Genomic DNA, 26,621 nt, shown 5'->3' with positions numbered 1-26,621 from the left:
AAAGCACGGCCTAGTTGCAGCAGTCGCAGCCGGGGTGGCAGCCGCAGGCGTCCGTCTCCTTCTGCTGGACTCCTACTGCGGCGGCCGGGGGTGCGCAGCAGCCTTTGCCCTGCCAGGCGTCGCGGCCTTCCTTGACGGCGATGGCGGCGATGGCGAGGGCGGCGATCGGGTCGGCCCAGGACCAGCCGAGGGTGGCGTTGAGGACCAGTCCGACCAGGAGCACGGCAGACAGGTACGTGCACAGCAGGGTCTGCTTGGAGTCGGCGACCGCGGAGGCGGAGCCGAGTTCGTGGCCGGCCCTGCGCTGGGCGGCGGACAGGAACGGCATGATCGCGAGCGAAAGGGCGGCGATGACGATGCCGGGGATCGAGCGGTCGGCCTCGCCGGTGCCGGTGAGCGCGCGGACGGCGTCAACGCCGACGTACGCGGCGAGCGCGAAGAAGGAGACGGCGATGATTCGCAGGGTGCGCTGCTCGCGTGCCTCGCGGACGGCGTGGTCACGGGCGGAGAACTGCCAGGCGACCGCGGCGGCGGAGGAGACCTCGATGATCGAGTCGAGTCCGAAGCCGATCAGGGCGGTAGAGGAGGCGAGGGTGCCGGCGGTGATGGCGACGACGGCCTCGATGACGTTGTAGGTGATCGTCGCCGCGACCAGTAGCCGTATCCGCCGGGTGAGGATGTCGCGGCGGCCGGGGAGGAGCCCGAGGGATATCGGTGTCTCGGCAGCCATCTCAGCAGCAGCCCTTCTCGTCGGCATCCACGCACGTGCGGTCGGTCTCGACGGCGACTACGGCGGTGCGCAGGTCGTCGAGGGCATGGCCGAGGCGTTCGTCGGCGAGTTCGTAGCGGGTGCGGCGGCCGTCGGGGACGGTGACGACCAGGCCGCAGTCGCGCAGGCACGCCAGGTGGTTGGACAGTCGGGTGCGGGAGACACCGAGGGCCTCGGCAAGGTCGGCGGGGTAGGCGGGGGCGTCGCGCAGGGCGAGCAGGATGCGGCAGCGGATCGGGTCGGCGAGCGCGCGGCCGAACCTGGCCAGCACCTCGATGTCAGAGGCAACAGTGAGCACGCCAAGAAAGTACAGCAGATCCTGAATTCAGGAAACTCTGAATTCAGGAGGCGGGTTCCGGCGCGAGGTCGGTCCGACCTCACAGCCCCGGGCCCGCATGCTCAATCTTCGGCGGCACGAACCCGCGCTCGTCAAGGTTCGATGGCGCAGGACGTCACGCTAAGGAGTAGCGGAAGACGCCCGTGTGGCCAGTTGCCCTCAAAATCGAACATCAGATCTAATAGTTGCTATGCGTCCGCACAACTTTCCATCTGACCTCCTACGTGACCAGACCGCCTGGTGCAGCACCTACCGGCAGCTCGCGGATAGTGCCCCGGCCGCCAGCCCGACCGAAGGCCGCCGACGTCTGCTGGAACTGTCGGCACGGATCGCCGCCCACCCGTTCTGGAAAGGGCCGGCCGGAACCCCAGCTGCCCGGATGGAACTGAAGGAGCTGGCCCAGCGCAGCGTCCGCAGCACGACCCCGGTCGTCCGGGGGCGGGATGATCGACGGCCGGCGCGAGCGATGGCCGGTCAGGGAAGCCGACTGCAGGGTGGAGTGCATGTGTAGTGAGCCGATCGTCGTCCATCGCCCCTCGACGGAGGGCGGCCGATGAGTCACGGTTCACCGCCGAGCCCGTGACGAAATCCTGGACACCGCCTACTCCGACCACGACCTGGTCGTTTTCCTCGAAGCGCTCGGCCTCCCTGACTCCGACGGAGTCCTGAACGATCCGAAGTGGCTGGAGTGGCGCGACGGCCCAGACCGCCTGTGGCCCACCCCGCCTGATGGGCTCTGATCCGATTCCGTACGAGGTCGCCGTCTACGTGGGGTTCGCGTGCCGTACTACCCGCACCGGCTGGGTCCCGGCGCCCAGCGCGGACAGGCCGTGCTGCTGCTGGAAGTCGAGACTGAAGACGAACGGCAGCCCGTAGAAGCCGACCATGAACGCGAACCCGATACCGGTGGCGATCACCACGGTGCGTGAGCGGAACAGCGACAACGGCACCATCGGGTGCGCCACCCTGGCCTGCGCGGTCAGGAACACGACGAACGCCAGCACGGCCACCAGCAGGGAGACGATCACCTTCAGGGGTCTCGGTCGCCTCCTCCGCCAACGCCTTCTTGTCGAGCCCGGACGCGCCCCTACCAGACGCGGACTTAACGTCCATTCAGAGCTACAAGGTTCTCCGGCTCCTCCTGATTTGACGTCAGCGGTGGCTCGCACCGCGGTCCCACTCGTCGTAGATCCCGCTCTGCGGCACTGCCTTGCCAAAGGCCGTGGTGGCTCCGTCCGGTCCGCAACTCTCCCGGTATCCGGTCTTGCTAAGTACTGCTAGTCAGCGTTACGGTGTACCAGTACTCAACGGCGCTAACTAGCGGGAGGTGTTCCATGGCCAAGCTGTTGACGGAGATGCTCAAGGGCACCCTGGAGGGCATCATCCTGGCGTCCCTGTCCGGGCGGCCCGCCTACGGCTACGAGATCACGGCACGCCTGCGGGAGCAGGGTTTCTCCGACATCGCGGAAGGGACCATCTACGCGTTGCTCCTGAGGATGGAGAAGCGCGGTCTGGTCGACGTGGAGAAGGTCCCCTCCGAGAAGGGGCCGCCGCGCAAGGTGCACTCCCTGAACGCTCAGGGACACGAGTACCTCGAAGAGTTCTGGAGGACCTGGAGCTTCCTCACGGAACGACTGGAACAGCTCCGCGAAGGGGGCAAGTGACCATGTCCGATACCGAGAAGACCGGCCTCATTGCGAAGATGATCGGGCCCAAGAAGCGCTGGAAGGCGTACAAGGGGCGCGTGAAGGAGCTTCCCGAGGACTACCGCACCGCTGTCGAGGCGATCGAACGGCACCTGATGCATTTCGTGCCGACCGACGGCGACAGCAATGCGGCCATGTTCGAGGACCTCGCCGACCTGTTCGAGCAGGCCGCGGCAGACGGAACACCGATCCGGGAGATCGTCGGGGAAGACCCGGTGGAGTTCGTCGACGCGTTCGCCCAGAACTACTCGGAGGGCGGCTACGTCCCCGCCCGCGCCCGGAAGCAACTGACCGACGGCATCGAGCGCGCAGCCGGCAGCGAGAGCGGAAACGAAGACACGGCGGTCTGATCGGCCTCAGCCCTCTCTTCGGCACCGAGCACCACATTCATCGCCCGTCCGCACCCCGCGGCCGAGGGGCCATGCCCCTCGGCCGTGTCCCGCCGCATGCCTGCGGCACCGTCGAGAACGACTTATGCGTGCAAGGAGATTCATGATGGGAAACGGCAACAACGGCTTCTCCGAAGCAGGGCTGCGCCGACTGCGCGAGGTACTGGAAGCGCATGTGGAGTCCAGGAAGATCCCAGGACTCGTCGCCCTGGTCAGCCGGGGCGAGAGCACCCATGTCGAAGCGATCGGGACGATGCGCCACGACGGCGGCGCTCCGATGCGGCGCGACACCATATTCCGCATGGCCTCGACGACCAAACCGGTCGCGGTCGCCGCGACCATGGTCCTGCTGGACGAGTGCAGGGTGCGACTTGACGACCCGATAGATCAGTGGCTGCCGGAACTGGCCGACCGGCAGGTACTCAAGCGGCCCGACGGCCCACTGGACGACACCGTCCCGGCGAAGCGTCCGATCACCGTGCGGGACCTGCTCACCTCCACCTGCGGGCTCGGTCTGGACATGACGGCGATGGGCTCACCGGTCATGAGCGCGTACTTCGAGCAGAAGGTCTACGGCGAGAACGGATGGCTGCTGCCGCAGGTGGAGCCGGACGAGTGGATACGGCGCCTGGGCACGCTTCCGCTGATGTACCAGCCCGGCCAGCGGTGGCTGTACAACGTCGCCGACGACCTGCTCGGCGTCCTGGTGGCCAGAGTCACCGGCCGGCCCTTCGAGACGTTCCTGCGGATGCGCATCTTCGAACCGCTGGGGATGAAGGACACCGCCTTCCACGTGCCCGCCGACAAGATCCACCGGCTGCCGCCCCTGTACGCCCCCGATCCGCAGACCGGAGAATTCACCGTGGAGGACCCCGCCGAATCAGGGCACCACAGCAAGCCTCCGGCATTCCCCTCCAGCGGCGGCGGACTCGACTCCACCGCCGACGACTACCACGCCTACTTCCGGATGCTCCTCAACCACGGGATGCACGGCACCCAGCGCATCCTGTCCCGGCCGGCAGTCGAGCTGATGACCACCAACCGGCTCACCCCCGAACAGCAGGCCGCCCGGGACACCTGGGCCCGCAACGTCGTCCACCTGTCACACGGGCAGGGACAGCACGGCGGCTGGGGCTTCGGGATGGCGGTGCGCACCTACCGAGGCGACTACGCACCCGTCGGCCAGTTCGGCTGGGACGGCGGAGCCGGCACCACAACCTACGCCGACCCGCACAACCAACTCGTCGGCATCCTCCTCACCCAGACCGGAATGTCCACCCCGGACTCGGCACGCGCCATCCACGACTTCTGGACCACCCTCTACCAGGCAATCGACGACTGACCTACGCCGCCACCGAGGAAACGCGTCACCAGGCGCAGCACCTCCAGCGCGCCGGGCTCACCCCTGACGGCGCTCGCCGGCCTCGACATCGACGGGAACCACAGCCGGACGGTGCACTCCGTGCCGGTCATGCGGGCTCATTGGCAGTGGTGTCGTTCTGGCATTTCGGCTGGCCATGAGTTGCGGCCGAAGTCGGAGCCGCAGGTGTGGCAACGTCGTCGTCGTTGCCATCCCAGCCTTCGAAGCTGTCATGGCCAGTATCCGTGTTCCGCGAGACGGACCCGGACGGCCGAGGACTCGGCCAGAGGTAATCCTGGCGGACCGCGCCTACTCATCCCGTGCGATTCGGAATCACCTCCGGCGACGAGGGACCCGCACTGCCATTCCCCAGCCGTCCGAACAGGTCGGCCGCCGGCTGCGGCGAGGCCGAGACGGAGGCCGACCACCCGCCTTCGACGTCGAGGCGTACAAGCAGCGTAACGCGATCGAGCAGTGCATCGACCGGCTCGAGCAGTGGCGCGGAGTGGCCATGCAAACTCACGTACTCGGACGGATCACCCCGTCATTCGAGCACGGCGGGCGGGTATGCCGGTGCTGACCCGGTACCCCCGCCACGATCCGGGGCGCCTATGTTCAGGGCGTCCCGGCGGGGCCGGCTTTGATGCCGGGGCTCGACGGCTCGCCGCGGACAGCGGCGAGATTGATCAGCTCCTCTATGGCGTACTCCGCGCGGCCCTCTGAGCACCGCCAAAAGGCACTATTCCGTCCCACTCGATGAGGTAGCCAGTGGTTCTGAACTTTCGGCTGGTCGTTCGCGGTCACCGCGCTCGGCCTGGTCGCAGCGATACGACATCCACTAAGCCTTCCTCACCCTGGGATGCGCGCTCATCTGCTGGCGCCGACTCGCGGCAGTTCAGCGGCGCCACTCGTAAGCGCCCGGGGATGTCTCCACAACCTCCTGGGGCCACGCCGCCCGGACACGCCGCAACCGTTCGCGATGCTCCGCGGCCCAGCCCTGGGCCATGCGCACCGAAACACGGACCGATGTACCGGATCCGGCAAGGTCCTCCACCGCGACCACGACAACCCCGTCCTGGCCGGAGGGTTCGAATCGGATCTCGGGGTTGCGCCCGTCGTCCATCCAGGACGCGTCCCGCCCAGCGACAAGCGCATCCAGGACGTGTGACCAGCACTCCAGGTCCTCCGGTGCCAGGCACACTTCGAGGCGTCCTTGGGTGAACCCGCTGGTAACCACGATCTCCACGTCGAGGAAGTCGTGCCAGGACAGCACCCCCGGCATGTGACGGCCCAGAACCCGAACCAGAAGACTGCTCCCCTCGTCAGCCAGGTGAATCAGATCCACGGCGCTGCCCTCGCTCACCCTTGCTCCCCACGCTCACATCGACTGCCGCCATGATGCCGCGCACCGGCCGTCGACCCACACAGAGGCATTGCGTTAGGAGTTCTAAGGGCTTGCCGGGAAACAAGTCGTGGCTTCCAGCCGTGGGGCTCGTTGGTCTGGTATGGGGAGACCGGAGGGGATCGAGGCCGTTCTGGCGGCGAAGTTCCAGGTGTTGTTGCCGCATCTGGACGAGCGTCAGCGTCGGCTGGCCATAGGGGCGGAAGCACTGTCGCTGGGGCATGGCGGCATCGGGATCGTCGCCGCTGCAGCCGGGGTCCGGGAGGCCACGGTCTCGCGTGGGGCATCTGAACTGGACTCCGGTCAGGCCCCGTTGGGGCGAGTGCGCCATCCCGGCGGAGGGCGGAGGAAGGCGGCCGAGCTGGACTCTGGGCTGCGGCCGGCACTGCTGGCGCTGGTCGAGCCCGACGAGCGGGGCGACCCGATGTCGCCACTGCGCTGGACGACGAAGTCGACCCGGAAGCTGGCGGCGGAGCTCACCTGCCAGGGGCGCCGGGTCTCCGCCGACACCGTCGCCGGCCTGCTGCGGGAGGAAGGCTTCAGCCTGCAGGCCAACGCCAAGACCATCGAAGGTGCCCAGCACCCCGACAGGGATGCCCAGTTCCGCTACCTCAACGAGCAGGCACGAGATCACAGGGACGCCGGTGACCCGGTGATCAGCGTGGACAGCAAGAAGAAGGAGCTGATCGGCGACTACAGGAACGCCGGGCACGAATGGCAGCCCGCAGGACAGCCCGTGAGGGTCAAGACGCACGACTTCCCCGGCCAGGCCGAGAAGGCAATTCCATACGGAATCTACGACGCGACGGCGAACACCGGCTGGGTCAGCATCGGCACCAATCACGACACGGCGGCGTTCGCCGTCGCCTCGATCCGCCGCTGGTGGCAGGCGGTCGGCCGGCACGACTACCCCCGCGCCCACCGGCTGCTGATCACCGCCGACGGCGGCGGCTCCAACGGCTACCGCACCCGGGGCTGGAAGACCCAGCTCGCCGAATCTCGCCGCCGAGACCGGCCTTGAGATCACGGTGTGTCACCTGCCGCCCGGCACCTCGAAGTGGAACAAGATCGAGCACCGGCTGTTCTCTCACATCACCATGAACTGGCGAGGCAGGCCCCTGACCAGCCACGAAGTCATGCTCCAAACCATCGCCGCGACCACCAGCCGCACCGGCCTCACCGTCCAGGCCGAACTCGACAGCGGTGAGTACCCCACCGGTATCCGCGTCAGCGACGACGAGATCGCCGCCCTGCCCATCACCCACCACCGCTTCCACGGCGACTGGAACTACACCCTCCACCCCCAGCGCCCGACGGACACGGCGACCACCACCAGCACACAGGACGAGGCCCAGGCGGACGGACCGGCCTGCCTCACCTGGCGTTCGCTACAGGACCCGGAACTGACCGGGATGACCCGCCGGCAGCTCAACGAACTCATCGACGTGCTGACTCCAGCGATGGAGATTCAACGCGAGCACGTGCTCCGCACACGCAGAGGCCATGAGCGCCTGGTGGCCCCTGGCACAGGAGCCAAACCCAAGCTCACCTCAGCCGACCGGGTCCTGGCCACCGTGCTCCACCTGCGAAAACTCGCGACCATGGACCTCCTGGGCCAGCTCTTCAACACCACCGCCATGACCATCAGCCGCGCAGCAAATGACGTCCGCCCGCTCCTGGAAGCCCACGGAGTTCAGATCCCTGCCTCGACCGCCCGCTTCCGCACACCGACTGACATCGCGAGATTCCTCGACCTCGACAAAAACAAGATCAAACCGAGGTGTTGATTCCCGGCAAGCCCTAATTGAGCTCGCGCTCGCCCGGTCTGGCCCTGCTCGGCTTTAGCGTCTGCATTGACGGCCGCCAGGAGAGGGAGCCGTACGCACACTGGCTTGCCAAGCAGGTCGGACTTGCTGTCATAGGACCCGGGGAGCTGTGGTGATTCCGGAGCGCTGTGACTGACCGGACCAGTCAGCCGTAGCGCTCGGTCACACTTCGCCCCACCCCATGCCATTCTCGATCTTCGCGTTGTTCATCGGAATTCAAGCGGAGCAGCTCCGGAGTGAGGACGGCTTGGCGATGGGCGTCATGCGGTTCGGACTGCATCGGGCGTGACGGAGGATTCGCCGGCACCTCAGGCGGGCGGCACCGCGTTCGACAGGCGCCCGCGTGCAGGACAGGGCCCGGTTGAGGGTCTGGGCGGTCGGAGTGAGGTCGTGGTGCGGCCGACGCTTCATGCCCGTGGTGACCCGGGGCCCGCCGCCCTAGTAGGCCAGGTCAGGCAGGATTGGGACGTCCTGGCGCGCCCGCAGGTCCCAATGATCCGGTGGGTGCGAGCGGCGGTCATGTCGTGACTGCGTCCTGGCAGGGCCGTCGAGAGCCACAGCAGCCGACCGGACGGATCAGTCACGACCTGGACGTTCACCCCGTGGCGGCGGTGCTTGGCGGAGTAGTCGGCCCGGCCGTCGCCGACGCGGTCGCACTCGGCGAGGGTGTCGTCCAGCAGTGCGAGGTCCGGATCGCTCCCGCAGCACCTTCAGCAAGCCGGGTGCCCGTTCGGCCAGCAGATCGATGAGGTCGAGACTGGTAGAGGAGATGACCAACGAGGCCCCCGGACTGGTCGGTTGAGAAATCAGACATCTCGATCAACAACCCGAGGACCTCGCTTGTCACGCCTCACAGCCGTCACCCGATCAGGGGCCGGCCCGAAGAAGCTCACTGGTTGAGGAAGCTCCGAAGGACGGATCTCGCCGCCACGCCGCCTGTTCACGCCTGGCGTTCATGGGGCGGCCCCGGGCCGCCCCGGAGGACGACCGTCCATCGCAACGCCGTGATCCTTACGTGGACCGTGCTGGGGCGTACGCGCTCGGTGGCCCGCGGTTACCGTTGGAAGAGCCACGTGACGAGTGCCTCCGCGCCGCCACTGGCGACGGCGAGGGCGAGCAGGCGCAGGGCGGGCAGGAGAACGCGACGGACGGCCCTGGTCATGACCGTGCCGGCCACGGGCGGGGTAGTCGTGCTCGGCGTAGGGGTGTCGGTCATGGGAAGCTCCCGTGGAGACGTGCCGGATGCGTCGGTGCAGCCGGTCGGTGGACCCATGGGGCCGCTTCCGGCGGGTTTCCGGCGAGGGGGGTACCCGGCGGCGGGAGGGGAACCATCCTGGTGGGGCCAGGCATCGGAACTGTTCCGGGGGACGGGCGGGCCGGAAACACCACACAGGACGGTGCGGGACGACGGGGGAGCCGGGGGACTTGGGCGAGCAGGCGCAGAGGTTCTGGGACGAGCTGGCGGCTGTGTACGAGGCGGCTGCGCGCCCGACCCTGAGGCGGCTTGTGCGCCTGGGGCTCCGGCAGAGTCCGCCGGCGGTGATCTCGGACGCGACCATCAGTGGCTGGCTGAACCGGCGTACCGTCCCGGGGGCCGCCCACACCCGCTACTTCCTGGCCATGACGGCCTTCCTCCAAAGCGAGGCGGGCCGCGGGCCCGGCGGCTACACGGCGCGGCCGGAGGAGTGGTGGCGGCAGCTCCTCCTGCGGGCCCGTCAGGACCGGAAGGGCAGCCGCGGCGGTCGGCCCGCCCGGAAGGATCCGCCGCGTTCTCTGCCCGTACACCCCCACGCGGGGGCGATGCCGGACGCTCTGTCCACCCTGCCCACTCCCGGCACTCGCCTCGTCGGCCGCGACCGCGAACTTGAGGCGATCCTCGCCCTGCTGCGCCCGGAGGGGGCCGACGGGGCTCCCCCGCTCCCGGTGGCCGTCTCGGGCCTGGGCGGAGCGGGTAAGACTTCGCTGGCCCTCCACGTGGCCCACGCGGCACGGCGCGCCGACTTGTTCCCCGGCGGGGTGTACTTCGTCGACCTACACGGTGCCGAAGACCACCCGGTCGCCCCGGACAACGCCGTGCAGGCCATGCTCCGCGCCCTCGGCGTCGCCCCCGAGCGCATCCCGCCGACCCCTGACGAGCGTGCCGGGCTCTACCGGTCCGTGCTGGAGGGGACCGCGCGGACCCAGGGACCCGTCCTGCTGCTGGCGGACAACGCGGCGACCTCCTCCCAGGTGGTCCCGCTCCTGCCCGGCGACCCTGCCCACCGTGTCCTGATCACTTCCCGGAACGTCCTCGCGCAACTCGGCGCACAGCAGGTGCGCTTGGCCATGCTCACACCGGAGGCCTCACTGGAGGCACTGGACGGGGCCCTGGCCGCCGCCGCCCGCGACGACCGGCGGCTCGCCCGCGAGGAGGATGCGGCGCGGGAGGTCTGCCGCCTGTGCGGGTACCTCCCGCTCGCCCTTCAGATCGCGGCGGCCCTGCTGATCGCTGACCCGGGCAAGCCCGTTGCCGAACTCGCGGACGAACTGCGCGACGTGGACACGCGCATGGAGTATCTGGAGGACGGGGAGCGCGGCGTCCGCGCCGCCTTCGACCTGTCCTGCCGACGGCTCACCGGCGAACAGGCCTACCTGTTCCGGCTGATGGCGTTTGCCCCCGGCCCGGACGTCTCCGCGGAGACCCTGACCTCGAGCCACGGCGGCCCGCTTCCGCCCCGCGCCGTCGACGCACTGGTCCGCGCCCACCTGGTGGAGCCGAGGGACGGGCGAGGCCGCTGGCGGATGCACGACCTGGTACGGGCGTACGCGGTGGCCGGGGTGCGTGCCGACGAGGAGCTGCGGCTCCGTTGCGAGGAAGCCCGCATCCGCCTCCTCGACCACTACGGAGACCGGGTCGCCGAAGCCCGGAAGCTGCTGCTGACCCCGACCGGGACGCCGGCGCCGGGCGGTTTCGCCGACCGCGACGCGGCCCTTGCCTGGCTCGACGCGGAGCGCACCTCGCTGATGGCGGCGACCGCCTGGGCCGCGGAACCCGGCCACGCCGCAGCAGCCGTACGCCTCGCGCTGGGCCTGGGCGAGTACTTCGGACGGCGTCGGCTCTTCGATGACGCCGTCGTGGCGTACGAGCAGTCCGTGCGCGCCGCCCGCCTCCTGGGCGACCGCTTCGAAGAGGCCAAGAGCGCGAACAACCTCGGGGTCGCTCTGCGCCGGACACGACGGCTGGAGGAGTCCGCCGAGGCGTGTCGCGCCGCCCTGCGGGCCTACGCGGAGGTCCCCGGCACGGAGGAGTACCAGGCAAGGACCTGGTACAGCCTCGGCGATACCCTCGGCAAGCTCCGCCGCTTCGACGAGGCAGCCGCAGCCCACGGAGAAGCGGCCCGTCTCGCCGAACGCACCGGCAACGTCCGCGCCCTCGCCCGCGCGGAGAACGGCCAGGGGTCCGTGCTCCTGCACCAGGGCCGGTTCACTGAGGCCCGGACCGCCCTGGAGCGGGCCGGAGCCCTTCTGAAGGACGGGGACGAGCCCTTCCTGGAAGCCTTGGTTGTCAACAACCTGGGGCGGGTGCTGCGGCACACCGGCCACCCGGAGGAGGCCGAACACGCGCACCGGCGGGCCCGGGACGCCTTCGCCCGGCAGGAGGAACGGGAGGCGGAGGGCACCTGCCGCAACGACCGCGCCCTCGCCCTCGCGGACAGGGGCGAGTTCGCCGCGGCGCTGGAGGAACAGCGCACCGCCCTCGCCCTCCTGCGGGACGTCGGCGAACGGCACCGGGAGGCCACGGTCAGCCACGACCTCGGACTCACCCTCCAGGGGCTCGCACGCCACGCGGAGGCCGCCGACGCCTACGCGCACGCTGCCGCACTCTTCACGGACCTGCGGGACCACTACCACCTGGGCCGCGCCCGGGAGCGGCTGGCCGCCGCCCGCGCGCTCGCGGACAAAGACCGCACGGAAGGCACGGACACGCCCCCGGAACGACAGGAGGACCTGGCATGACCCCCGGCACGCGGACAGCCCCCGTCCGCCTCTCCCCGACCGCACCACTCCTCTTCGTCCAGCCGACGACCTTGTGCAACCTCGACTGCTCGTACTGCTACCTGCCCGGCCGGACACACGCCCGCCTCATGTCCTACGAGGTGGCGGAAGCCGTCGCGGAAGGCGTAGGCGCTTGGGCCGAGCACCATCCGGTCGATGTGCTCTGGCACGGGGGCGAGCCCCTGACCACCGGGACCGGCCGCTTCGAGGAACTGCTCCGCCGCTTCCCCGCCGCCCGCCGCTTCCCCGTCCGGCACGGGGTGCAGACCAACGCCGTACTCATCGACGACGCCTGGTGCGAGCTGTTCGCCCGGCGGAACATCCGTGTGTCGGTCAGCATCGACGGACCCGCCCGCCGGAACGGATCTCGCGTCGACCGCGCCGGCCGAAACAGCACCGGACGCGCGCTGGCGGGCATCAGCACTCTGCGCACGCACGGCGTCCCCTTCACCGCCGTCGCCGTGGTCCGCGCCCCCTCGGCGGCCCGGGCCCGCGAACTGTACGACTGGTTCGCCTCACTGGGATGCGCCTCCCTCGGCGTCAACCTCGTGGAACGCAAGGGGATCCAGCGCGCGGACGAGACCTCCGCCCACGACCGGGTGGTGGAGTTCTGGGCCGCACTGGTGGACTGCGCCGAGTCCGACGGACGGCTGCGGGTGCGGGACGTCGACGACGCCCTCGGCTTCGTCCGCACCCAGCTGGCGGGCACCGCCGAGGCACGCGCGGACCGCCCGCACGACCCCGTCCCGATGGTGATGTGGAACGGCGACGTGGCCCCCTTCGGCCCCGAACTCGCGGGATTCTCCTCGCCCGCGCACGGACGGTTCGCCGCGGACAACGTCCTCGGCGCGGGGCTGGCGCAGGCGGTCGTACGGGCCATCGGCCTCCCGTGGGTGGCTGAGGCAATGCGCGGGGTGGCGGCCTGCCGGGCCGCGTGCGACCACTTCTCGTACTGCCGGGGCGGTAGCCCCGCCAACAAGTACTTCGAAACCGGAAGCTTCGACGGAACCGAGACCCGCTACTGCCGCAACAGCAGGAAAGCGCTGATGGAAGGAGTGCTCCACCATGTCGGACAGTGATGAGGCTTACCCGGCCCGACGGCTGGCGGACCGGATCGAACGGCTCAGGGACCCCCTGACCGCGCTCGTGGAAGCCGTGTCACCGCCCCCGGAGCGCGGACCACGCCCCAGCGCGGGGGACCCGGGTCCGTGGGAGGGCCCGTCGGACCGGCGGTACGGACCACCGGACGACGAGAGGGCCGGCGACAAGGAGGACGAAGAGCCGGGGGCCGCCGAGGAGCGGGGCCCCGACGCTCCGTAGTGGTGCCGCCGCCGAGGCCCGGGGCGGGGACCCGGGTGCAGGCCCGCCCCCCTGTTTTCCGCTCCTGACCTTGCCTTAGTCTGGTCCCCCTCCGTCGAACGTCTGCAGGATGCAGCCGGGACACGTCATGGTCGAACGCCCAGGCGGTCTGCTATTCGTCGTTGGGCATCCCAATGCCATGCCGACAGGGCTTGAAGTCCACGAGAACCACCCAACGCCCGTCGATAGTTGGGTCCTCGACACATGACACGACGCTTTTCGGGCGCTCGTCGCAGATCGGACATGAGGAGGTGTCCGGCTCGGCTGCGAGGCGGGACCACCAGTCCGGTGCCCAGGTAGGCGCCGTCGGCCTTCTTCTTCTCTCTGCTCGAGCCCTTAGGGCGGAGAATCGGGCGGCACGGCCCAGCTGAACAATCATGATCAGCCGAGGAAGCTCAGCCGAACCTGACAGTCCGTGTTGTCGATGTTCGAGCCACGGGCCCAGGCTGGGACGGTCACGGGATCCGTGGCACCGGAGACCTAAGGGCTCCCGTTACTGCTGAGCCCACGCTGCTTCGGCAAGTCGCCGAGGACACTGTGCTCATCATGGACGGCATTCTTGTGTCCACCCGCGATCATCCAGTGGCTGAACAGCCGAAGAACCACCGACCTCTGTGTGTGGTTTTCGCTGGTCAGGCATGAGGTCGAAGCTTGAGGCCCATCGGGGCGATGCCCCCGGGCGTGAAGCGTTGACGGGTCAGGGGGTGAGGGCGTACTCGGTGAAGTGGCCGCAGCCGGTGAATTCGAGGCGGCGGTAGACGGGTTCCCCGTCGGCGGATGCCTGGAGCACCGCTGTCTCGTGGCCCGAGTCCCGGGCGGTGTGCAGGGTGGCCGCGGTGATGGCGCCGCCGTAGCCGCGGCGGCGGTCGGTGGCGAGTGCGGCGATGTTGTAGATGCCGGCGCCGCCCGCGTGCAGGAAGACCTCGGCCGAGCAGACGGGACAGCCGTCGACGTGGCCGACCAGATAGCGGGCGGGGCAGTCGGCGGTGAGGGCCGCATCGGCGGTGTCGGCGAAGAACTGGCGCACCGTGGTGGCGGCGGGTTCCAGTTCGAGGCGAGGACCGTGGCGTAGTCGGTGATGCTTCAGCCGTGGGTGGTCACCTCGCGAGGTGACCACCCACGGCTGGGCAAGGCGTGCGTGGTGATCCGGACAGGCTGAGGTTGCCTTAACGGAGTTTCGTGGAGTCGAGGGTCAGCAACTTAGACAACTGCGGAGCATGCATACAGCCGCAAAGCGGGTCTGTTATCCCGGATGTCTGGCGGGGATGCCGAGAAAGTCCTGCAGTGGGCGGGTTGGCCTGACATCATCCGCTGATGATCGTCACTCCGATACCCGGAACCCACCGGGACAACGTGCTAAGCGCTCTGCGATCCGTCTCTGTGGCTGCGGGAAACCTGGAATCGCAGCACCACGGCTCGGCCTACGGCCGTCTCCTGGCTTACCTGGAGTGGGCCAACGATTCCCTGCGCGTGTTGGTCGGCCAGATCAGTGCGAGCGACATTGATCGTCTGATCAGGACTCGGATGTATCAGTCCCTGCTGGATGGTGTGGGGCATCTGGCAGGCAGCGACCAGCAACGGTTGGTGAACGGGCTACTTACCAACGAGGTTAGGGAGCGCGTAGTCGCTCTGGATGCGGCAGTGGATGCTTTCCAAGGGCAGATGCAGCGTTGGCCGGCTATGACTTCCGTGCTTGTGCTCGACACCAGCGTGTTCATCAAGCATGAGACGAAGCTGGAGGACACTGACTTCTTTGTGCTTGCGGGCGCTGGAGCTGAAGCGGTTCGGGTGACGGTGCCGATGGTGGTTGTCGACGAGCTGGACCGGCTGAAGGAGTCGAGGGATAAGCAGGTCCGGTGGCGGGCCGGGTACAGCCTCGCGGTGCTGGACCGGCTCCTGGATAGCAATGAGCGCCTTGGTCGGGTGAAGGTCGAGGTGTTCTTCGACAACCCGGGGCATGTGCGGCTGCCAGACGAGGACGACGAGATCGTGGACCGGGCCCTCGCAGTGCACGCGATCGCGGCCGGGTCGGTGCAACTCGTTACGTATGACACGGGGATGTCGATGCGGGCGAAGTGGGCGAACTTGCCGGTGCTGAAGCTGCGGACGGACGCGGGTACGGGCCCGGAGCCGGAGACGAGGTGACCACGCAGGCCAAGGCGCAAGGCTCTCGCGTTCGTGCTCGGCAGCGTTCTTGCAGTAGCTGCCTGCTCTGCTACCTCAGGCGTGTCCGATCGGGTCGGGCGGTGCCCCGCTGCTTGTCTGGAAAACGTCGTGGCTGAGGTCTGCCGCATTGCCTAACTCGTAGTGCTCATGGACTCTGGAAGGCTTGCCACCGTGGCGGGCGTTTGGGGGATGTGATGGTACGCCCGGCAGTACGCGATGGCAGCGATCCCAAAGCTGTCCGTGACACTCGCGTGTTGGTCGACTGTCTTCAAGAGCTGGTGCGAGGTGCTTACCGGCCTGTCAGGAACTGCAGCAAATACCCCGAGGTGGTGTGGCTTGCAGATGTTCCAGAGGGGCTCGTCCGCCGCGCGAAGGACGCTGACTCCCGCATCATGGTGGTGAAGCACCGTCCGCCCCTGGAAGCACCGCGGTTGCCGGCGATTCTGCAGGGACGCGTATCAGTCGAGACCGCTGCGACCGCCGCGGCGGAGCCTCCCGAGCTGCTCGACGATGCGTCGGTCGTCAGCGAACAGGCAGACCCCTTCGCTGACCAGGACATGGACCCGAAGGCATTGGAAATCGGTAGCTCGGAGGTGCGCAAGGCCTACGAAAGCTGGGCCAGCCGATGGAAGCGGTGGGCGCAGGAAGAGCTGGCTGCTGTGCCGCACCGCCGTCTGCACCAGCAGTTGTACCGGATTGCCAAGAAGGTTCAGCAGGACGGTGACTCTTTCGAAACAGTCCTGGCAGTAGGCCTTCTGCAAGTAGGGGCCGAGCGAACGTCGGCTCGAGTGCGTAGGCACATTGTGACCGTCCCTGTCACCCTCACGGTTGATCCGAATTCGGTCAACGTCACTGTGTCTTTGGTGCCGGGTCAGTCGGGCCGCTTGGAGGACACCGAGTTTCTCAGCGAGTCCGATGGTTACACCTCGGAACTGCTGGGGGTCGTTCGCTCGGAGGTGGAGGAAGTTGCCTTCCATCCTCTGTCGGACCGGGCGTCAGAGGCGGTGCGCTCATGGTCGCAGCGCGCCTTCGGCGTCGAGCGAACACTCTCGTTTGACTCCGGCAGTGGGCATCCCGACATCACCGCCGACCCGCAGGCACGCTCGCTGCATCATGCGCCGGCTGTTATCTTGCGCGAACATGGCCAGCGCTCGGTGCTCGGCTTCTTCGAAAGCATCGCGCGAGTCTTGAAGCGTCCCGGGGCGCAAGCCCCCTTGGGGCTAGCGCAGCTGCTCTACGACCTCGAACCCGAGCAACGCACCGCCTGGGGGAGCAGCAACGGCCCCGTCCCTCCGGCGCTGCGCCCGGAACCGTTGTTCCCCATGGTCACCAATGCGGCCCAGCTGGACGTGCTGGAGAGGCTGCAGCACGACACCAGCGTGGTAGTCCAAGGCCCCCCAGGCACCGGAAAGACCCACACGATCAGCAACCTGATCGCTGCGCTCCTCGCTGATGGCAAGAGAGTTCTGGTCACCAGCGAGAAGGGCCAGGCCTTGAAGGTGCTGATCGACCAGCTGCCGCCGAACCTGCGCAGTATGTGCGTACTCCAGCGCGATCAGTGGCAGGGCGGCAGCTCCGATCTGCGCCAGTCTCTCGGAGCTCTGGCCCACCTGAGCGCGACTACGAACCCCGAGCGGCTGCAGCAGCGCATCGAGACCCAGCAATCTCAGCGGCATCAGCTCATGGCTGAACAGGCCGAGCTGCGAGAACACCTGAGAGCGGTACGGGAAGCCGAGTGGTATGAGCACCCCGACATTGCACCGGGTTACCGCGGCCGCCTCGACGAGATTGTGCAGGCTGCCGAGCGGGGAACGGCTGATTATCAGTGGCTGCCGCCGCTGCCTCCACAGCCAGGACAGCTGCCTCCTCTGGACACCGAAGAAGCACAGAGGCTATGGCTGCTGGTGACCGAGCATGGCCCGGAAATCCTCGATGCGCACATTCAGTACTGCCCCGATCCCTCCACCCTGCCGGACCCTGAAGACGTCGCCGGCCGCATCAGGGACATAGAAGCAGCCAAGGAAGGCCTTGGGCCGAAACCCGTCACACCACTAGCCCAAGCCTTGGCCGACCACGGTGACGCAGAGCTCGCAGTTGTGGAAGCTCTACTCGAGGAAGCCCAGCAGGCTCTGCAGAGCGTGGGGCTGTCTGCGGACCCTACGGCGTGGCAAGAGGAAACCTGGGCAACTCGCGCTCTGGAGGACGGAATCGCACGACGCTCGCAACCGATGTGGGACAGCATCCGCAACGCCTCAAAGCGAGCCCAGCAGACCCAACAGGAGATCGCGACCGCCTCCTTCCTCGAAGTGGAAATGCCACAGCTTCCCGAAGGCGAGGAGAAAGAACTTCTAGTCAGCGGCCGAAACGTCGAGGTGTACCTCCTGGGCAACGGGCAGCTGAACAAACGCTGGCCACGGCCAGCTGTTCTCAAACAAGCCCGAGTTCTCCTGGAACAGTGCCGAGTCGAAGGCATGGCGCCCGCTAACCGAGAACAGGTCGCCGCAGTGGTGCGCCATCTGGAGATGCGCTCCCACGCCCGTACCCTGCGCAGCCGATGGGCAGGCGTCGGATCGGATGTCGAGAAGAAGGCACCAGGCCTGCTCATCTCTCAACTCCTCGACCGGGCGTCCATGTTGCATGCCATCGACTCCTGCGTCGCGGCAATCCGTCAAGTCCACACGACACTGCTCACCAGCGGCATCCCAGCACCTGTCACCACAGTTGATCAGTGGCAGAACATCCGCCGAGACACAGCACAGGCCCGGCAACTGCTCCAGGTCAACGCGGCAAACCGTCGGCTTGAGGAGATTCTCGCCTGCCTTCCTCAGCCACAATCGCAAGGCGTCCAGGAACTACGACGGGCAGCTGACGCCCTAGCTGCCCGCAACGCCCATGCCTACGCAAGCGCAGTACAAGCGCTGACGCTGGCGTACCAGCGTGAAGCGGACCGCCGAGAAACCGGGAAGCTGTTCCAACGCCTGAGCGAAGCTCATCCCGAGCTGGCACAAGTCTTCGCCGCAGACCCCCTTGCTACTCAGTGGCGTGCCCGATTCGCCGCCTTCCCCCAAGCCTGGGCCTGGCGGCAAGCACAGGACTTCCTCGACACAGTTCTCCGCCCCGGCCGCGAGGAGCTGCTCGAAGGAGAACTCGCGCAGATCGAAGCCCGATTGCATGCTCTGGTGGAAGGCCTCGTCTGCGACCGAGCAGCCCTGCACTGCGTGAGCCGCATGACCACGAAACACAAACAAGCCTTGGCCGCCTACGCCAGCGCCATAGCCAACGCTGGCCAAGGAACAACGGACTACGGGAAACGCCATCAACGACACGCACGCTCAGTCATGCAAACAGCCCAAGGCGCGGTCCCCGCTTGGATCATGCCACTCAGACAGGTGGCCGAGACGATCAGCCCCGAACCCGACTCCTTCGACGTTGTGATCGTCGATGAAGCAAGCCAGGTTGGTCTGAACGGCCTCCTGCTGCTCTGGCTCGCCCCGCGGATCATCGTCGTCGGAGACGACCGCCAGTGCGCGCCCTACTACACCGGTAGCAAGCACGATCGGATCACACAGATCTTCGACGAACGCATGGATGCACTTGAACCCTGGCAGCGGGAAGGCTTCGACCCCAAATCCAACCTGTACGAGCTGCTTTCCTCACGCTTCACCGAAGTGATCCGCCTCACCGAACACTTTCGCTGCATGCCCGAGATCATCAAGTGGTCCTCCATGCAGTTCTACCCCGACAACGAGCTCATCCTGCTCCGCCAGCACGGCTCGGACCGGCTCCCCCCACTGAAAGTCATCCACGTTCCAGAAGGGCACTGCGAGGGACGCAGAGACAAGCTGATCAACCGCCCCGAAGCGGAAGCAGTTGTTGACCAGCTCCACCGCCTCACCCAAGACCCGGCCTATGCCGACCGCAGCCTAGGCGTCATCATCCTGCGCCAAGGTGCCCAGACCCGACTCGTACAAGACCTCGTCGACCTCCGCATCGACATGCCCGCCCGCGAACGCCACAACATCCTGGTCGGCACTCCCGAAGAATTCCAAGGCGATCAACGCGACGTCATCCTGCTCTCCATGGTCGTCGACGGCGCCAACGTCATCGCTGCAACTGGCCGCAGCCACGAGCGGCTTCAATGTTGCAGCCAGCCGAGCACGCGACCAGATGTGGCTCTTCCACTCGATGACCGTCGACCAACTGAGCAGCAAAGACCTCCGCCGCTCCCTGCTCACCTACATGCAAAGCCCGCCCCCGCCCTACACTCACGCCCGCCAGCCGGCCAACGTCACCCCAGACCAGCTATGCGCCCCCTTCGACTCGCTCTTCGAGCAGCGCGTCTACCTACGCATCAAGGAACGTGGCTACGACGTAGTGCCGCAATGGGGAAGTCAACGGCAAGCGCATCGACCTCGTTGTTACTGGGGGCCACGGACGTCTCGCCGTCGAGTGTGACGGAAGTCCCCACCACTCCACGAGGCAACAGATCCACGACGATGCCGAGCGGGAACGAGAACTACGCCGCGCCGGCTGGACCTTTTGGCGCGTACGCAGCAGCGCCTTTGTTCTCTCGCCGGAAGGTGCCCTGGCCCCCCTGTGGAAACGCTTGACCGACCTGGGTATCCACCCACGTACCACGTCAGACGCATCCGCTGATGGCATAGAACCTCGAGCGGTATGGGCGCCGGTCGGACTGGCTGAAGCCGAGCCTGAAGAGGAAGACGCGGACCCCTACGACGGTGAACTGGACGACGACGGCGAGGCAGCCTGACATGGATGACTTCGACGACAGCACTCTCGAAGAGCTGGCCGCCATGATCAGCGGTGATGAGGCAGGTATGAAACGCCGCGGGGGCTGGGAGCTGGCACCCTTCCTCCGCCGGGCCGGCTGGGACGACGTTCCCGATCACGACGGCAGCCCACGAAACCCATGGCTTCTGGACCTCCTGCGCGAACGTAAGGAAGACGACGCCGGAGACATCGAACGTGTCGTTCTACGCCTGGCCGACCGGCGCGAGTACCAACAACAACCCAGCGAGTACACCCCTGTCATCGAACGCCTCCAAGAAGTCCTGGCCCTTGAAGGACGCTGCGTCGACTACCGCAACGGCCGACCCAGCCTTACCGAATACGACCCCGACGAACCACCACGGCCGCAGCGCGTCGAACTCAAGGTCACCATCACCGACATCGTCGCTGATCCCGACTTGGCCCGCGCCGTCCAGCTACGTCTTGACGAAGCGCACACTTGTCAAGAACACGGCGCCTACACCTCAGCAGTCATCATGCTCGGCAGCCTCCTCGAAGGCGTGCTCGTACACGCAGCCGAAGTCAGGCCTGCCAGCGAGCCGCTCTCCAAGCCGCTGCGCTCGGCCGGGATGCAGGACCTTGTTCAGCATGCTTACGTCAATGGATGGATCGACCAAGACGCGAAGATGGCTTCGGAGCTCCTGCGGACCTACCGCAACCTGGTTCATCCGCTCGCCGAGAAGCGAGCCAAGCACAGCGCAGACTTCGATACAGCCGACCTCTGCTGGTCCACTGTCAACGCCGTCCTCAATGACCTGGCGGCAAGCGGCGTTTAGCCCCTAGTAGGGAAACGGGAGCGCGTAGCTAAGGTCGGCTGGTTGTCCCCATCAAGGAGGCTGAGGGCAACCAGCCGATACGGTCATTTGTGAACTCGCAAATGGGTTCGTTGTCGTCTGATGGCATGGAGCCGACCGGGCGCCACACGTCCGAGGTGGGTCACGCTAAGCGCTGTCCCGTAAATGAACTTCGATTCATCTCGGGTAGGGGTGGTCGCTGCGTGGTCGGCTTGGTTATCCGGCGAGGGCGAGGTTGTGCAGGCGGGCGATGCCGAGCATGGCGTGGTGGACTCCCTCGCCTTTGAGGCGGCAGTCGCGGAGGATCTTCCAGGTCTTCATCCGGGCGAAGACGTGCTCGACGCGGGCGCGGACCTGCTTGTGGGACGTGTTGTGCGCCTGCTTCCACTCTGGTAGTTCTTCGCCTTTGCGCCGGCGGTGTGGGATGACGAGTCCGGTGCCGGGGTAGCCACCGTCGGCGATGGTGCGGGTATTGCCGACGGCGGCCTTGGCGCCGGACTCCTCCCATGCCTTGCAGTCGTTGCGGTTTCCGGCAAGCGGTCTGCCCACCGCGACGACCATGCGGGTGTCGGCGTCGATGCCACATGATGGTTGGTGGAGTACCTGTAGTTCTTCGACTGCACGGCGATGACGTGGTCCCGGGTCGGGACCAGAGTGCCGTCCACGATCAGTACGGTGTCCTTGGGGAACCGCTGCCGCGGCTTGAAAGCAAGGAGCGGCCCGAGGTGGTTGATGATCCGGTCCGCCGCCGACTTGGACACCCCGAACAGCGGCGCGAGCTGCCGCAACGTTAGGTTCGTGCGCCAGTACGCCGCGACCAGCAGTGCCCGGTCCTCCAGTGGAAGACTCCACGGCCGGCCCTTGCGGACCGCGTCCGCACCCTCGCGCCGCAATACCGTTACCAGCTTGCCGAAGGCCCGCGGGCTCAGCCCGGTGAACGGGGCTATCCAGGACGGTTCCGACGCCGTGATCACGCGAGGCATCGCAGGATCATCGCACCTACGGGCGGCAGCCTTGGAGGCCACCTGGCCTCAGAACTCAAACCAGAGGTCGATGTTCGGGTGGACCCGTTCGCGCAGGCAGTTTGAGTGTGAATAGGCCTGCTGCCGCACGGTATCGCCTCGCACCAGGTCAACCGCACCGAGCCTGAGCTTGGTTGCTGCCCCGTCCTGGTCGAGATCGATGACCTGATAGCAGAAGCAGCAGATGGGGTTCGGGTTCAACGATGCCCTCTCAAGTTGCTGAGACAACAGCTCCGGCCGCGCTGTCCTGCAGACCCTACGTCGAACAGGACGCCGATAACGGGACAGCCCTTAGTTTCCAATGTGCTGCGCCACAGCTGCCCACCTCGCAACAGCCGCAGCAGTCTGCTCGTTTTTGGACCGCATTTGCTGTCGGACGTTTCGTTCCCGGATGGCACGGTCGACCTGCCGGAGGAGCCACTGCAGAACCGCCTGCGGCGCTTGGCCGGGTGGCTCGTAGCCGCTGCGGCCCTGTTCACTGGGGCGGTGGTACTTCCGGGGGGCGGCGTCGCCGCGGATGTGCTCGTCCTCGCAGGTGCGTTCAGCGTCGCGCCCGTCTTCCCACCCCTGCGATCTGTTCTCGGCCGAGCCGTGGCGGGACTGTCCGGTGCAGCCCCGGCCGGCAACGGAGTGGTACCGGATCCGATGCCACAGCTTCCGAGTCCCTCATCCTCCGCCATCTGCACCCGCTGTGCTGACCGATCCGCTGTCACCGCGGGAACGTCGCCAGCAGGCTGAGGAACGACCGGCGCGAACGGAACTGTCCCGTATGGAGGCCGACGAGCGTGACGACTCCTAACCAAGAATGGCGAGCTCATAGTTCGAGGGATGTGCCACGGTCGGCACTCGCGGGCTGTGACCGCTTCGGTTGCCGTTGGCACCCCGCAATGTGTTGACCTCAGCACGGGCCTGGTGGGCGTCCCCCCGGTTAGTCTGGGGTTGCCTTAACGGAGGTTGGTGGAGTCGAGGGTTAGCAACTTAGACAACTGCAGGGGCATGCCGGCTCTGGGACGCACCGCGCCCGCCGTCCCGGCCCCCTTCCGTGGGCGTGGACGGCCGAGCATCGTCTTTGCCGTGATCTACGCCCTGGCCACCGGCGTGCGAGGCCGGTGGTCAGGGTGTCACCGCGAGACACGGCTTCATCCAGAGGCAGCTCGGTACCGCTCGGCCAGGTCGCGCGCCTTGGCCTGCGCGCCGGGCGAGTGGAAGACGAGAGTGTGTGAGGTGAAGTAGTCGGGTCGGCTGGTGGTGGTCAGGACCAGTCCGTCGTCCCGCATGCGGTGTTCGGTGAAGCCGGGAAAGACACCTTCGGCAATCGGGATATGCGCCCACGGGTTGTGCAGGATGTGGAAGCCCTCGCTGAAGGTCTCACGGTCTTCGGGCCCGTAGTCCCCTACGACGTAGGCATGCTCGATGGGGCGGACAGCGTTGGGGTCCGGGTCGGGCAGGCCGCCGTAACGCAGCAGGGCGACATCCTCCGGTCCGTAGTTCAGTTCGGTGCCTATGCGGTGGAACTTGGCAACAGTGGCGCTGTTGGAAAAGATGACAGCCGACAGATGCGCCGCTTCGGGCCGGGCGAACAATCCGCTGGGGATGCTGGAGTCGCCCCGTCGGTGTTCCATGATCTCTTCGCTGGTCAGGGTAAGGATACCGTTCTCGTCGTGTGTGGCCACGTCGCGACGTCCGTACAGGTAGTTGGACAGTGGGCCGACGGTGTGGAACAAGGCGCTGAGGTGGTGAAACGACTCCAGCGCGATCACGAAGGGGCGGCCCTCTACGTGCGGTGCTTGCCAGTAGGAGTGTCCTTCGGCGGATTGCTTCGTGAGCTTGCGGCCCAGCGCCTTGGCGGACTGGAGTATAAACTCAGCCTCTGCATCGTCCGGATCTGTTGGTACGAGAGGATGCTGGCCTGACGGCAGCTGATCAAGGTCGGCTTCGGGAGATACTCCTTGGACAGGGTTGCTGGTGGTGGCTTCAATGGCCACCGCATTACTCCCCCCTATGAGGAAGTCCGGCGCGCCGCCGGTGTGTTCGAAGGTATGGCCCTGCTCGTGAAGCGCCGCGAACAGCGCTAGCTCCAGGACGCGAGGAGAGAAGCCACCGGTCTGGAACTCACGGACGAAGCTGCGGTCGGCACCGTGAAACATGGCGAAAGTTTCATCCATCAGCCGTCGGGTGGCCTGGTGAATGTGATGGTCACGAAGGATGCGGAAGCGCGGGTCGGTGACCTCGTCGGAAACCTTGCGCACGCGCTCGAACAAGCTGCTGGGCATAACGGCATGTGTACACCGGAACGCCACACCGATCCCAGGCTTCTGTCGAACAACGCTCAGCTCCACGCGTCTGTCTGGCAGTGAAGCCCCTGCCGCATAACCCGTGTTCAGGATTCGGGGTCAAGGCCATAGTGGACGCTACGTTGCTGGGTGATGTCGCTCGATGAGGAAGAGGACGATCATGGGTGAGAAGCTCCGCCGTAACTACAGCAATGCCACGGTGGCGGCGTTGATGACACTGGCTCGTGGCGGCTGCTACGCGCCTCGCTGTGGGGCCCCCACTGTGCGGACGATTGACGGAGAACCGGTGATGAACCTGGACATCGCCCACATCCGCGCCTTGAAGCCGGATGGCAAGCGGTTCGACCCGACCTGGACGGTGGACCAGCGCAACAGCTTCGCCAATCTGATTCTGTTGTGCAATGTCCACCACAAACGGGTCGACGGAGTAGAGGGTGAGCGGTACACCGTTGCGCTGCTTGAAGAGTGGAAAGTCGAGCGTGAAGCGGATGGGCAGGAGGCGCTTGCAGGTCTTACGGGGCTCACGGAGCGGCGACTGGTCGAGATGATCCATGAGGCGCAGAAAGCGTACGTCGAGCGGCTCGGCCCGCTCCTCGGGGCGATCGCGGAACGCATGCCAGAGCTGGCTTCGCTGGTGAGCCTGCTCCGCTCAGATCTGGACGAACTCCGTGGTATGCGTCCCGTGTCCCAGGACGCGGCGTGGATGCTGTACCAGGCAAGCCAAGGGCTCGGTCATTTGCAGGACAACGCTCCCTGGCTCCGCGAGGCGAGCGACGGTCTTCGGCACCTTCAGGACAGTGCGCCTCTCCTGGCAGCGGCTGCAAACGGGCTGGCCCGGTTGGCAGATCTGCCAACACAACTTGATTCAGCTGCTAACGAAGTTCGCAGTGCCGCCGCCGCGCTGTCCGACGCCCGTCGCTACTGACACGCCTGCCTCAATCCGCAGGCGGCGTCATCGAGCCCGGTTGCGACGCGGTTTCGCCAGTCACCCGTCCTTGCGTCCGAGCGGGGAGAGAATCTGCTTGCGGCGCGCAGGGTATGCGCTAGCCTGCGGGCAGGAACGGAGCCTGGGACGGTACCTGGGCCACCTCCGGTCGTCTTGAGGTACGGAGCGTCGGAACGCGCCCTCGCCACCACCTCCTTCCCGCTTCCTGCGCACCTGTTCTGTCCGGCCCTTCTGCCGGACAGCCGAAAGGCGTTTCGTTGACCATCTACTCCCAGCACACCACCCGTGGAAAGTCCCAGATCTTGGCGACCTACCAAGGTCCGGACGGCGTCGTTTCCAAGACCGTGACAAGTCTTGCCGAGCCTCACCTTGCGGTTCCGGTCGTCGACGCCCTCAACCGGATCTCCGCCTTCGCTACCACCCCTGTCAGCATCCACGACCGCCGGGAACGGCGTGTGGGCTACTACCCGCGCACGCACCTCGCCTCCCTGACCGATCCTGCCGCCCGCCCCAACCTTCTCGGCGGCGCCCACAGTCTCTGGTACGAGTACGTCTGCCTGCGGCTTCACCAGGCGCTTGCCGACCTGGAAAGTGCCGTGGCAGCTCTCCCCGACACGGTTAGCAGGGCGATCCGATCCGAACTGGATGAAGAGAAGCACGGGTTGCAGACTGGACTCGCAGAGTTCTCGGGAGCTTCCACCGAGGATGAGCCGGAGACCGAGCGCTGCTGGGAGTTCAGGCACCCCTTCGTGAAGCACGACGACGGGCTGGACACGCTGAGCGACGAGACGCGCGAGCAGCTCGACCGACGCGAGTCGGGATTCACCTCGGAGGAACGGGAGAAGGCGGTCGCTGCCCTCCGGGTGCTGGTCACCGCGCACGCCCAGGGCGGCGACGTGGGGGCTTCACTCGACGACCCCAGCTGTCGCCTCTTCGTGGAGCCGTACGACTCCGACGGCTTCTACCTGACGATCGAAGCGCCAGAGCCAGGCGACGACGAGACTTCGTGGGAGATCGAGGTCGGCCGATGGGTGCCGGACGATCCCGAGGAGGAGCCCGGGAACCACACCAGCGCGACAGGCCACGACATGGTCGGCTGTGCCCTTCCGCTCGCGCCGACCGCCGAGGAGATCGCTCTTCTGCTGAAGTCCGTGGACGAGAAGCCGCTGCTGCTCGCCGAGTGGGCTGAGACGCCCGTGGGAGCGGTACTCGCAGGGACGACGATGGTGGTGACCGAAGGCTACGACTCGTAATCCGGCTCGGCAAGGAAGCCGTGATGCCGGCGTGATGGGCTGGGAACGGCCCGCCACCGCATGCCAAGCGGATGCTTCAGCTGTGGTGGTCACCCCGAGAGGTGACGGCCGCGGCTGAAGCGGCGTGCGTTGCCATCCAGATAGGCTGGGGTTG

The 26,621-nt window shown here is 66.9% G+C and carries 18 protein-coding genes and 6 pseudogenes; 14 read left to right on the top strand and 10 right to left on the bottom strand.

The window, feature by feature from the left end; genetic code table 11:
* Window positions 1-10: 10 nt before the first annotated feature.
* From AMK10_RS24200 to AMK10_RS24190, 3 genes are all read right to left on the bottom strand, one after another.
* A complete protein-coding gene (locus tag AMK10_RS24200; RefSeq protein WP_073749986.1) occupies window positions 11-730 on the bottom strand; it encodes a cation transporter in 720 nt (239 codons plus the stop codon).
* Between the two features lies 1 nt (window position 731).
* Window positions 732-1,067, bottom strand: a complete 336-nt coding sequence (locus AMK10_RS24195; protein WP_073749985.1) for an ArsR/SmtB family transcription factor — start codon at window positions 1,065-1,067, stop codon at window positions 732-734.
* 803 nt (window positions 1,068-1,870) lie between these two features.
* Entirely contained in the window at window positions 1,871-2,134 is a 264-nt protein-coding gene (locus AMK10_RS24190) for a hypothetical protein (protein ID WP_198959771.1), read from the bottom strand.
* 306 nt (window positions 2,135-2,440) lie between these two features.
* Here AMK10_RS24190 and AMK10_RS24185 point away from each other — a divergent pair, with 306 nt between their 5' ends.
* The 4 genes and pseudogenes from AMK10_RS24185 to AMK10_RS24170 all read left to right on the top strand — a co-directional run.
* Entirely contained in the window at window positions 2,441-2,770 is a 330-nt protein-coding gene (locus AMK10_RS24185) for a PadR family transcriptional regulator (RefSeq protein WP_073749984.1), read from the top strand.
* A 2-nt stretch (window positions 2,771-2,772) separates the two neighbouring features.
* Window positions 2,773-3,162 carry a DUF1048 domain-containing protein gene (locus AMK10_RS24180; RefSeq protein ID WP_073749983.1) on the top strand — a complete coding sequence of 130 codons (390 nt, stop codon included), beginning with the start codon at window positions 2,773-2,775 and terminating at the stop codon, window positions 3,160-3,162.
* Between the two features lie 145 nt (window positions 3,163-3,307).
* Window positions 3,308-4,543: a serine hydrolase domain-containing protein gene (locus tag AMK10_RS24175; RefSeq protein WP_073749982.1), complete on the top strand. Its 1,236-nt coding sequence runs from the start codon at window positions 3,308-3,310 to the stop codon at window positions 4,541-4,543.
* Between the two features lie 232 nt (window positions 4,544-4,775).
* Window positions 4,776-5,090: pseudogene (locus tag AMK10_RS24170) on the top strand (transposase); the annotation flags it as partial.
* Between the two features lie 366 nt (window positions 5,091-5,456).
* Here the strand turns inward: AMK10_RS24170 and AMK10_RS24160 are convergent.
* Window positions 5,457-5,924: a DUF5959 family protein gene (locus AMK10_RS24160; protein WP_073749980.1), complete on the bottom strand. Its 468-nt coding sequence runs from the start codon at window positions 5,922-5,924 to the stop codon at window positions 5,457-5,459.
* 142 nt (window positions 5,925-6,066) lie between these two features.
* Here AMK10_RS24160 and AMK10_RS24150 point away from each other — a divergent pair.
* Window positions 6,067-7,750 (top strand): annotated as a pseudogene (locus tag AMK10_RS24150) (ISAzo13 family transposase).
* A 255-nt stretch (window positions 7,751-8,005) separates the two neighbouring features.
* Here AMK10_RS24150 and AMK10_RS24145 read toward each other — a convergent pair.
* A pseudogene (locus AMK10_RS24145) lies at window positions 8,006-8,539 on the bottom strand (transposase family protein); the annotation flags it as partial.
* A gap of 304 nt (window positions 8,540-8,843) precedes the next feature.
* Window positions 8,844-9,005: a hypothetical protein gene (locus AMK10_RS37495; RefSeq protein ID WP_158070900.1), complete on the bottom strand. Its 162-nt coding sequence runs from the start codon at window positions 9,003-9,005 to the stop codon at window positions 8,844-8,846.
* A 209-nt stretch (window positions 9,006-9,214) separates the two neighbouring features.
* Between AMK10_RS37495 and AMK10_RS24140 the strand changes: the two genes are divergently transcribed.
* From AMK10_RS24140 to AMK10_RS24130, 3 genes are read left to right on the top strand one after another with little or no spacing between them, the layout of a single operon-like run.
* Window positions 9,215-11,785: a tetratricopeptide repeat protein gene (locus AMK10_RS24140; RefSeq protein WP_073749979.1), complete on the top strand. Its 2,571-nt coding sequence runs from the start codon at window positions 9,215-9,217 to the stop codon at window positions 11,783-11,785.
* Window positions 11,782-12,903: a cyclophane-forming radical SAM peptide maturase AmcB gene (gene amcB / locus AMK10_RS24135; RefSeq protein ID WP_073749978.1), complete on the top strand. Its 1,122-nt coding sequence runs from the start codon at window positions 11,782-11,784 to the stop codon at window positions 12,901-12,903. The genes AMK10_RS24140 and amcB overlap by 4 nt, the downstream gene beginning before the upstream one ends.
* Window positions 12,890-13,144 carry a hypothetical protein gene (locus AMK10_RS24130; protein WP_073749977.1) on the top strand — a complete coding sequence of 85 codons (255 nt, stop codon included), beginning with the start codon at window positions 12,890-12,892 and terminating at the stop codon, window positions 13,142-13,144. The genes amcB and AMK10_RS24130 overlap by 14 nt, the downstream gene beginning before the upstream one ends.
* Before the next feature lie 736 nt (window positions 13,145-13,880).
* Here the strand turns inward: AMK10_RS24130 and AMK10_RS24120 are convergent.
* Window positions 13,881-14,263: pseudogene (locus AMK10_RS24120) on the bottom strand (GNAT family N-acetyltransferase); the annotation flags it as partial.
* A 234-nt stretch (window positions 14,264-14,497) separates the two neighbouring features.
* Between AMK10_RS24120 and AMK10_RS24115 the strand changes: the two are divergent.
* The 4 genes and pseudogenes from AMK10_RS24115 to AMK10_RS24105 all read left to right on the top strand — a co-directional run bounded on the left by AMK10_RS24115 (window position 14,498) and on the right by AMK10_RS24105 (window position 20,934).
* On the top strand, window positions 14,498-15,328 hold the full coding sequence (locus tag AMK10_RS24115) for a PIN domain-containing protein (protein WP_073749975.1): 831 nt from the start codon (window positions 14,498-14,500) through the stop codon (window positions 15,326-15,328).
* Window positions 15,329-15,543: 215 nt separating this feature from the next.
* A pseudogene (locus tag AMK10_RS38200) lies at window positions 15,544-19,377 on the top strand (AAA domain-containing protein); the annotation flags it as partial.
* 377 nt (window positions 19,378-19,754) lie between these two features.
* Window positions 19,755-20,120, top strand: a complete 366-nt coding sequence (locus tag AMK10_RS38195; RefSeq protein ID WP_158070905.1) for a DUF559 domain-containing protein — start codon at window positions 19,755-19,757, stop codon at window positions 20,118-20,120.
* A gap of 1 nt (window position 20,121) precedes the next feature.
* Window positions 20,122-20,934, top strand: a complete 813-nt coding sequence (locus AMK10_RS24105; RefSeq protein ID WP_073749973.1) for a hypothetical protein — start codon at window positions 20,122-20,124, stop codon at window positions 20,932-20,934.
* A gap of 234 nt (window positions 20,935-21,168) precedes the next feature.
* Here the strand turns inward: AMK10_RS24105 and AMK10_RS24100 are convergent.
* From AMK10_RS24100 to AMK10_RS24090, 3 genes and pseudogenes are all read right to left on the bottom strand, one after another.
* A pseudogene (locus tag AMK10_RS24100) lies at window positions 21,169-21,935 on the bottom strand (transposase).
* Window positions 21,936-21,983: 48 nt separating this feature from the next.
* Window positions 21,984-22,175, bottom strand: coding sequence for a hypothetical protein (locus AMK10_RS24095; protein ID WP_073750188.1), 192 nt, complete (start codon window positions 22,173-22,175; stop codon window positions 21,984-21,986).
* 938 nt (window positions 22,176-23,113) lie between these two features.
* Window positions 23,114-24,247, bottom strand: coding sequence for a hypothetical protein (locus AMK10_RS24090; protein ID WP_073749972.1), 1,134 nt, complete (start codon window positions 24,245-24,247; stop codon window positions 23,114-23,116).
* 181 nt (window positions 24,248-24,428) lie between these two features.
* Between AMK10_RS24090 and AMK10_RS24085 the strand changes: the two genes are divergently transcribed.
* Entirely contained in the window at window positions 24,429-25,193 is a 765-nt protein-coding gene (locus tag AMK10_RS24085; protein ID WP_073749971.1) for a hypothetical protein, read from the top strand.
* Window positions 25,194-25,471: 278 nt separating this feature from the next.
* The gene (locus AMK10_RS24080) at window positions 25,472-26,467 is read left to right on the top strand and encodes a hypothetical protein (protein ID WP_073749970.1); all 996 of its coding nucleotides are present in this window, start codon (window positions 25,472-25,474) and stop codon (window positions 26,465-26,467) included.
* Window positions 26,468-26,621 lie beyond the last annotated feature (154 nt).

The organism is Streptomyces sp. CB02058, from assembly GCF_001905505.1.
Classification (GTDB): Bacteria; Actinomycetota; Actinomycetes; order Streptomycetales; family Streptomycetaceae; genus Streptomyces.
Note: the sequence above shows the minus strand (reverse complement) of the source record. Positions and strands in the feature narration are given on the sequence as shown.

What these genes read in the sequence shown, in the direction of transcription:
- AMK10_RS24200 (WP_073749986.1), bottom strand. Translation starts at nt 730, where the DNA reads ATGGCTGCCGAGACACCGATATCCCTCGGGCTCCTCCCCGGCCGCCGC.
- AMK10_RS24185 (WP_073749984.1), top strand. Translation starts at nt 2,441, where the DNA reads ATGGCCAAGCTGTTGACGGAGATGCTCAAGGGCACCCTGGAGGGCATC.
- AMK10_RS24180 (WP_073749983.1), top strand. Translation starts at nt 2,773, where the DNA reads ATGTCCGATACCGAGAAGACCGGCCTCATTGCGAAGATGATCGGGCCC.
- AMK10_RS24175 (WP_073749982.1), top strand. Translation starts at nt 3,308, where the DNA reads ATGGGAAACGGCAACAACGGCTTCTCCGAAGCAGGGCTGCGCCGACTG.
- AMK10_RS37495 (WP_158070900.1), bottom strand. Translation starts at nt 9,005, where the DNA reads ATGACCGACACCCCTACGCCGAGCACGACTACCCCGCCCGTGGCCGGC.
- amcB (WP_073749978.1), top strand. Translation starts at nt 11,782, where the DNA reads ATGACCCCCGGCACGCGGACAGCCCCCGTCCGCCTCTCCCCGACCGCA.
- AMK10_RS24130 (WP_073749977.1), top strand. Translation starts at nt 12,890, where the DNA reads ATGTCGGACAGTGATGAGGCTTACCCGGCCCGACGGCTGGCGGACCGG.
- AMK10_RS24115 (WP_073749975.1), top strand. Translation starts at nt 14,498, where the DNA reads ATGATCGTCACTCCGATACCCGGAACCCACCGGGACAACGTGCTAAGC.
- AMK10_RS24105 (WP_073749973.1), top strand. Translation starts at nt 20,122, where the DNA reads ATGGATGACTTCGACGACAGCACTCTCGAAGAGCTGGCCGCCATGATC.
- AMK10_RS24090 (WP_073749972.1), bottom strand. Translation starts at nt 24,247, where the DNA reads ATGCCCAGCAGCTTGTTCGAGCGCGTGCGCAAGGTTTCCGACGAGGTC.
- AMK10_RS24085 (WP_073749971.1), top strand. Translation starts at nt 24,429, where the DNA reads ATGGGTGAGAAGCTCCGCCGTAACTACAGCAATGCCACGGTGGCGGCG.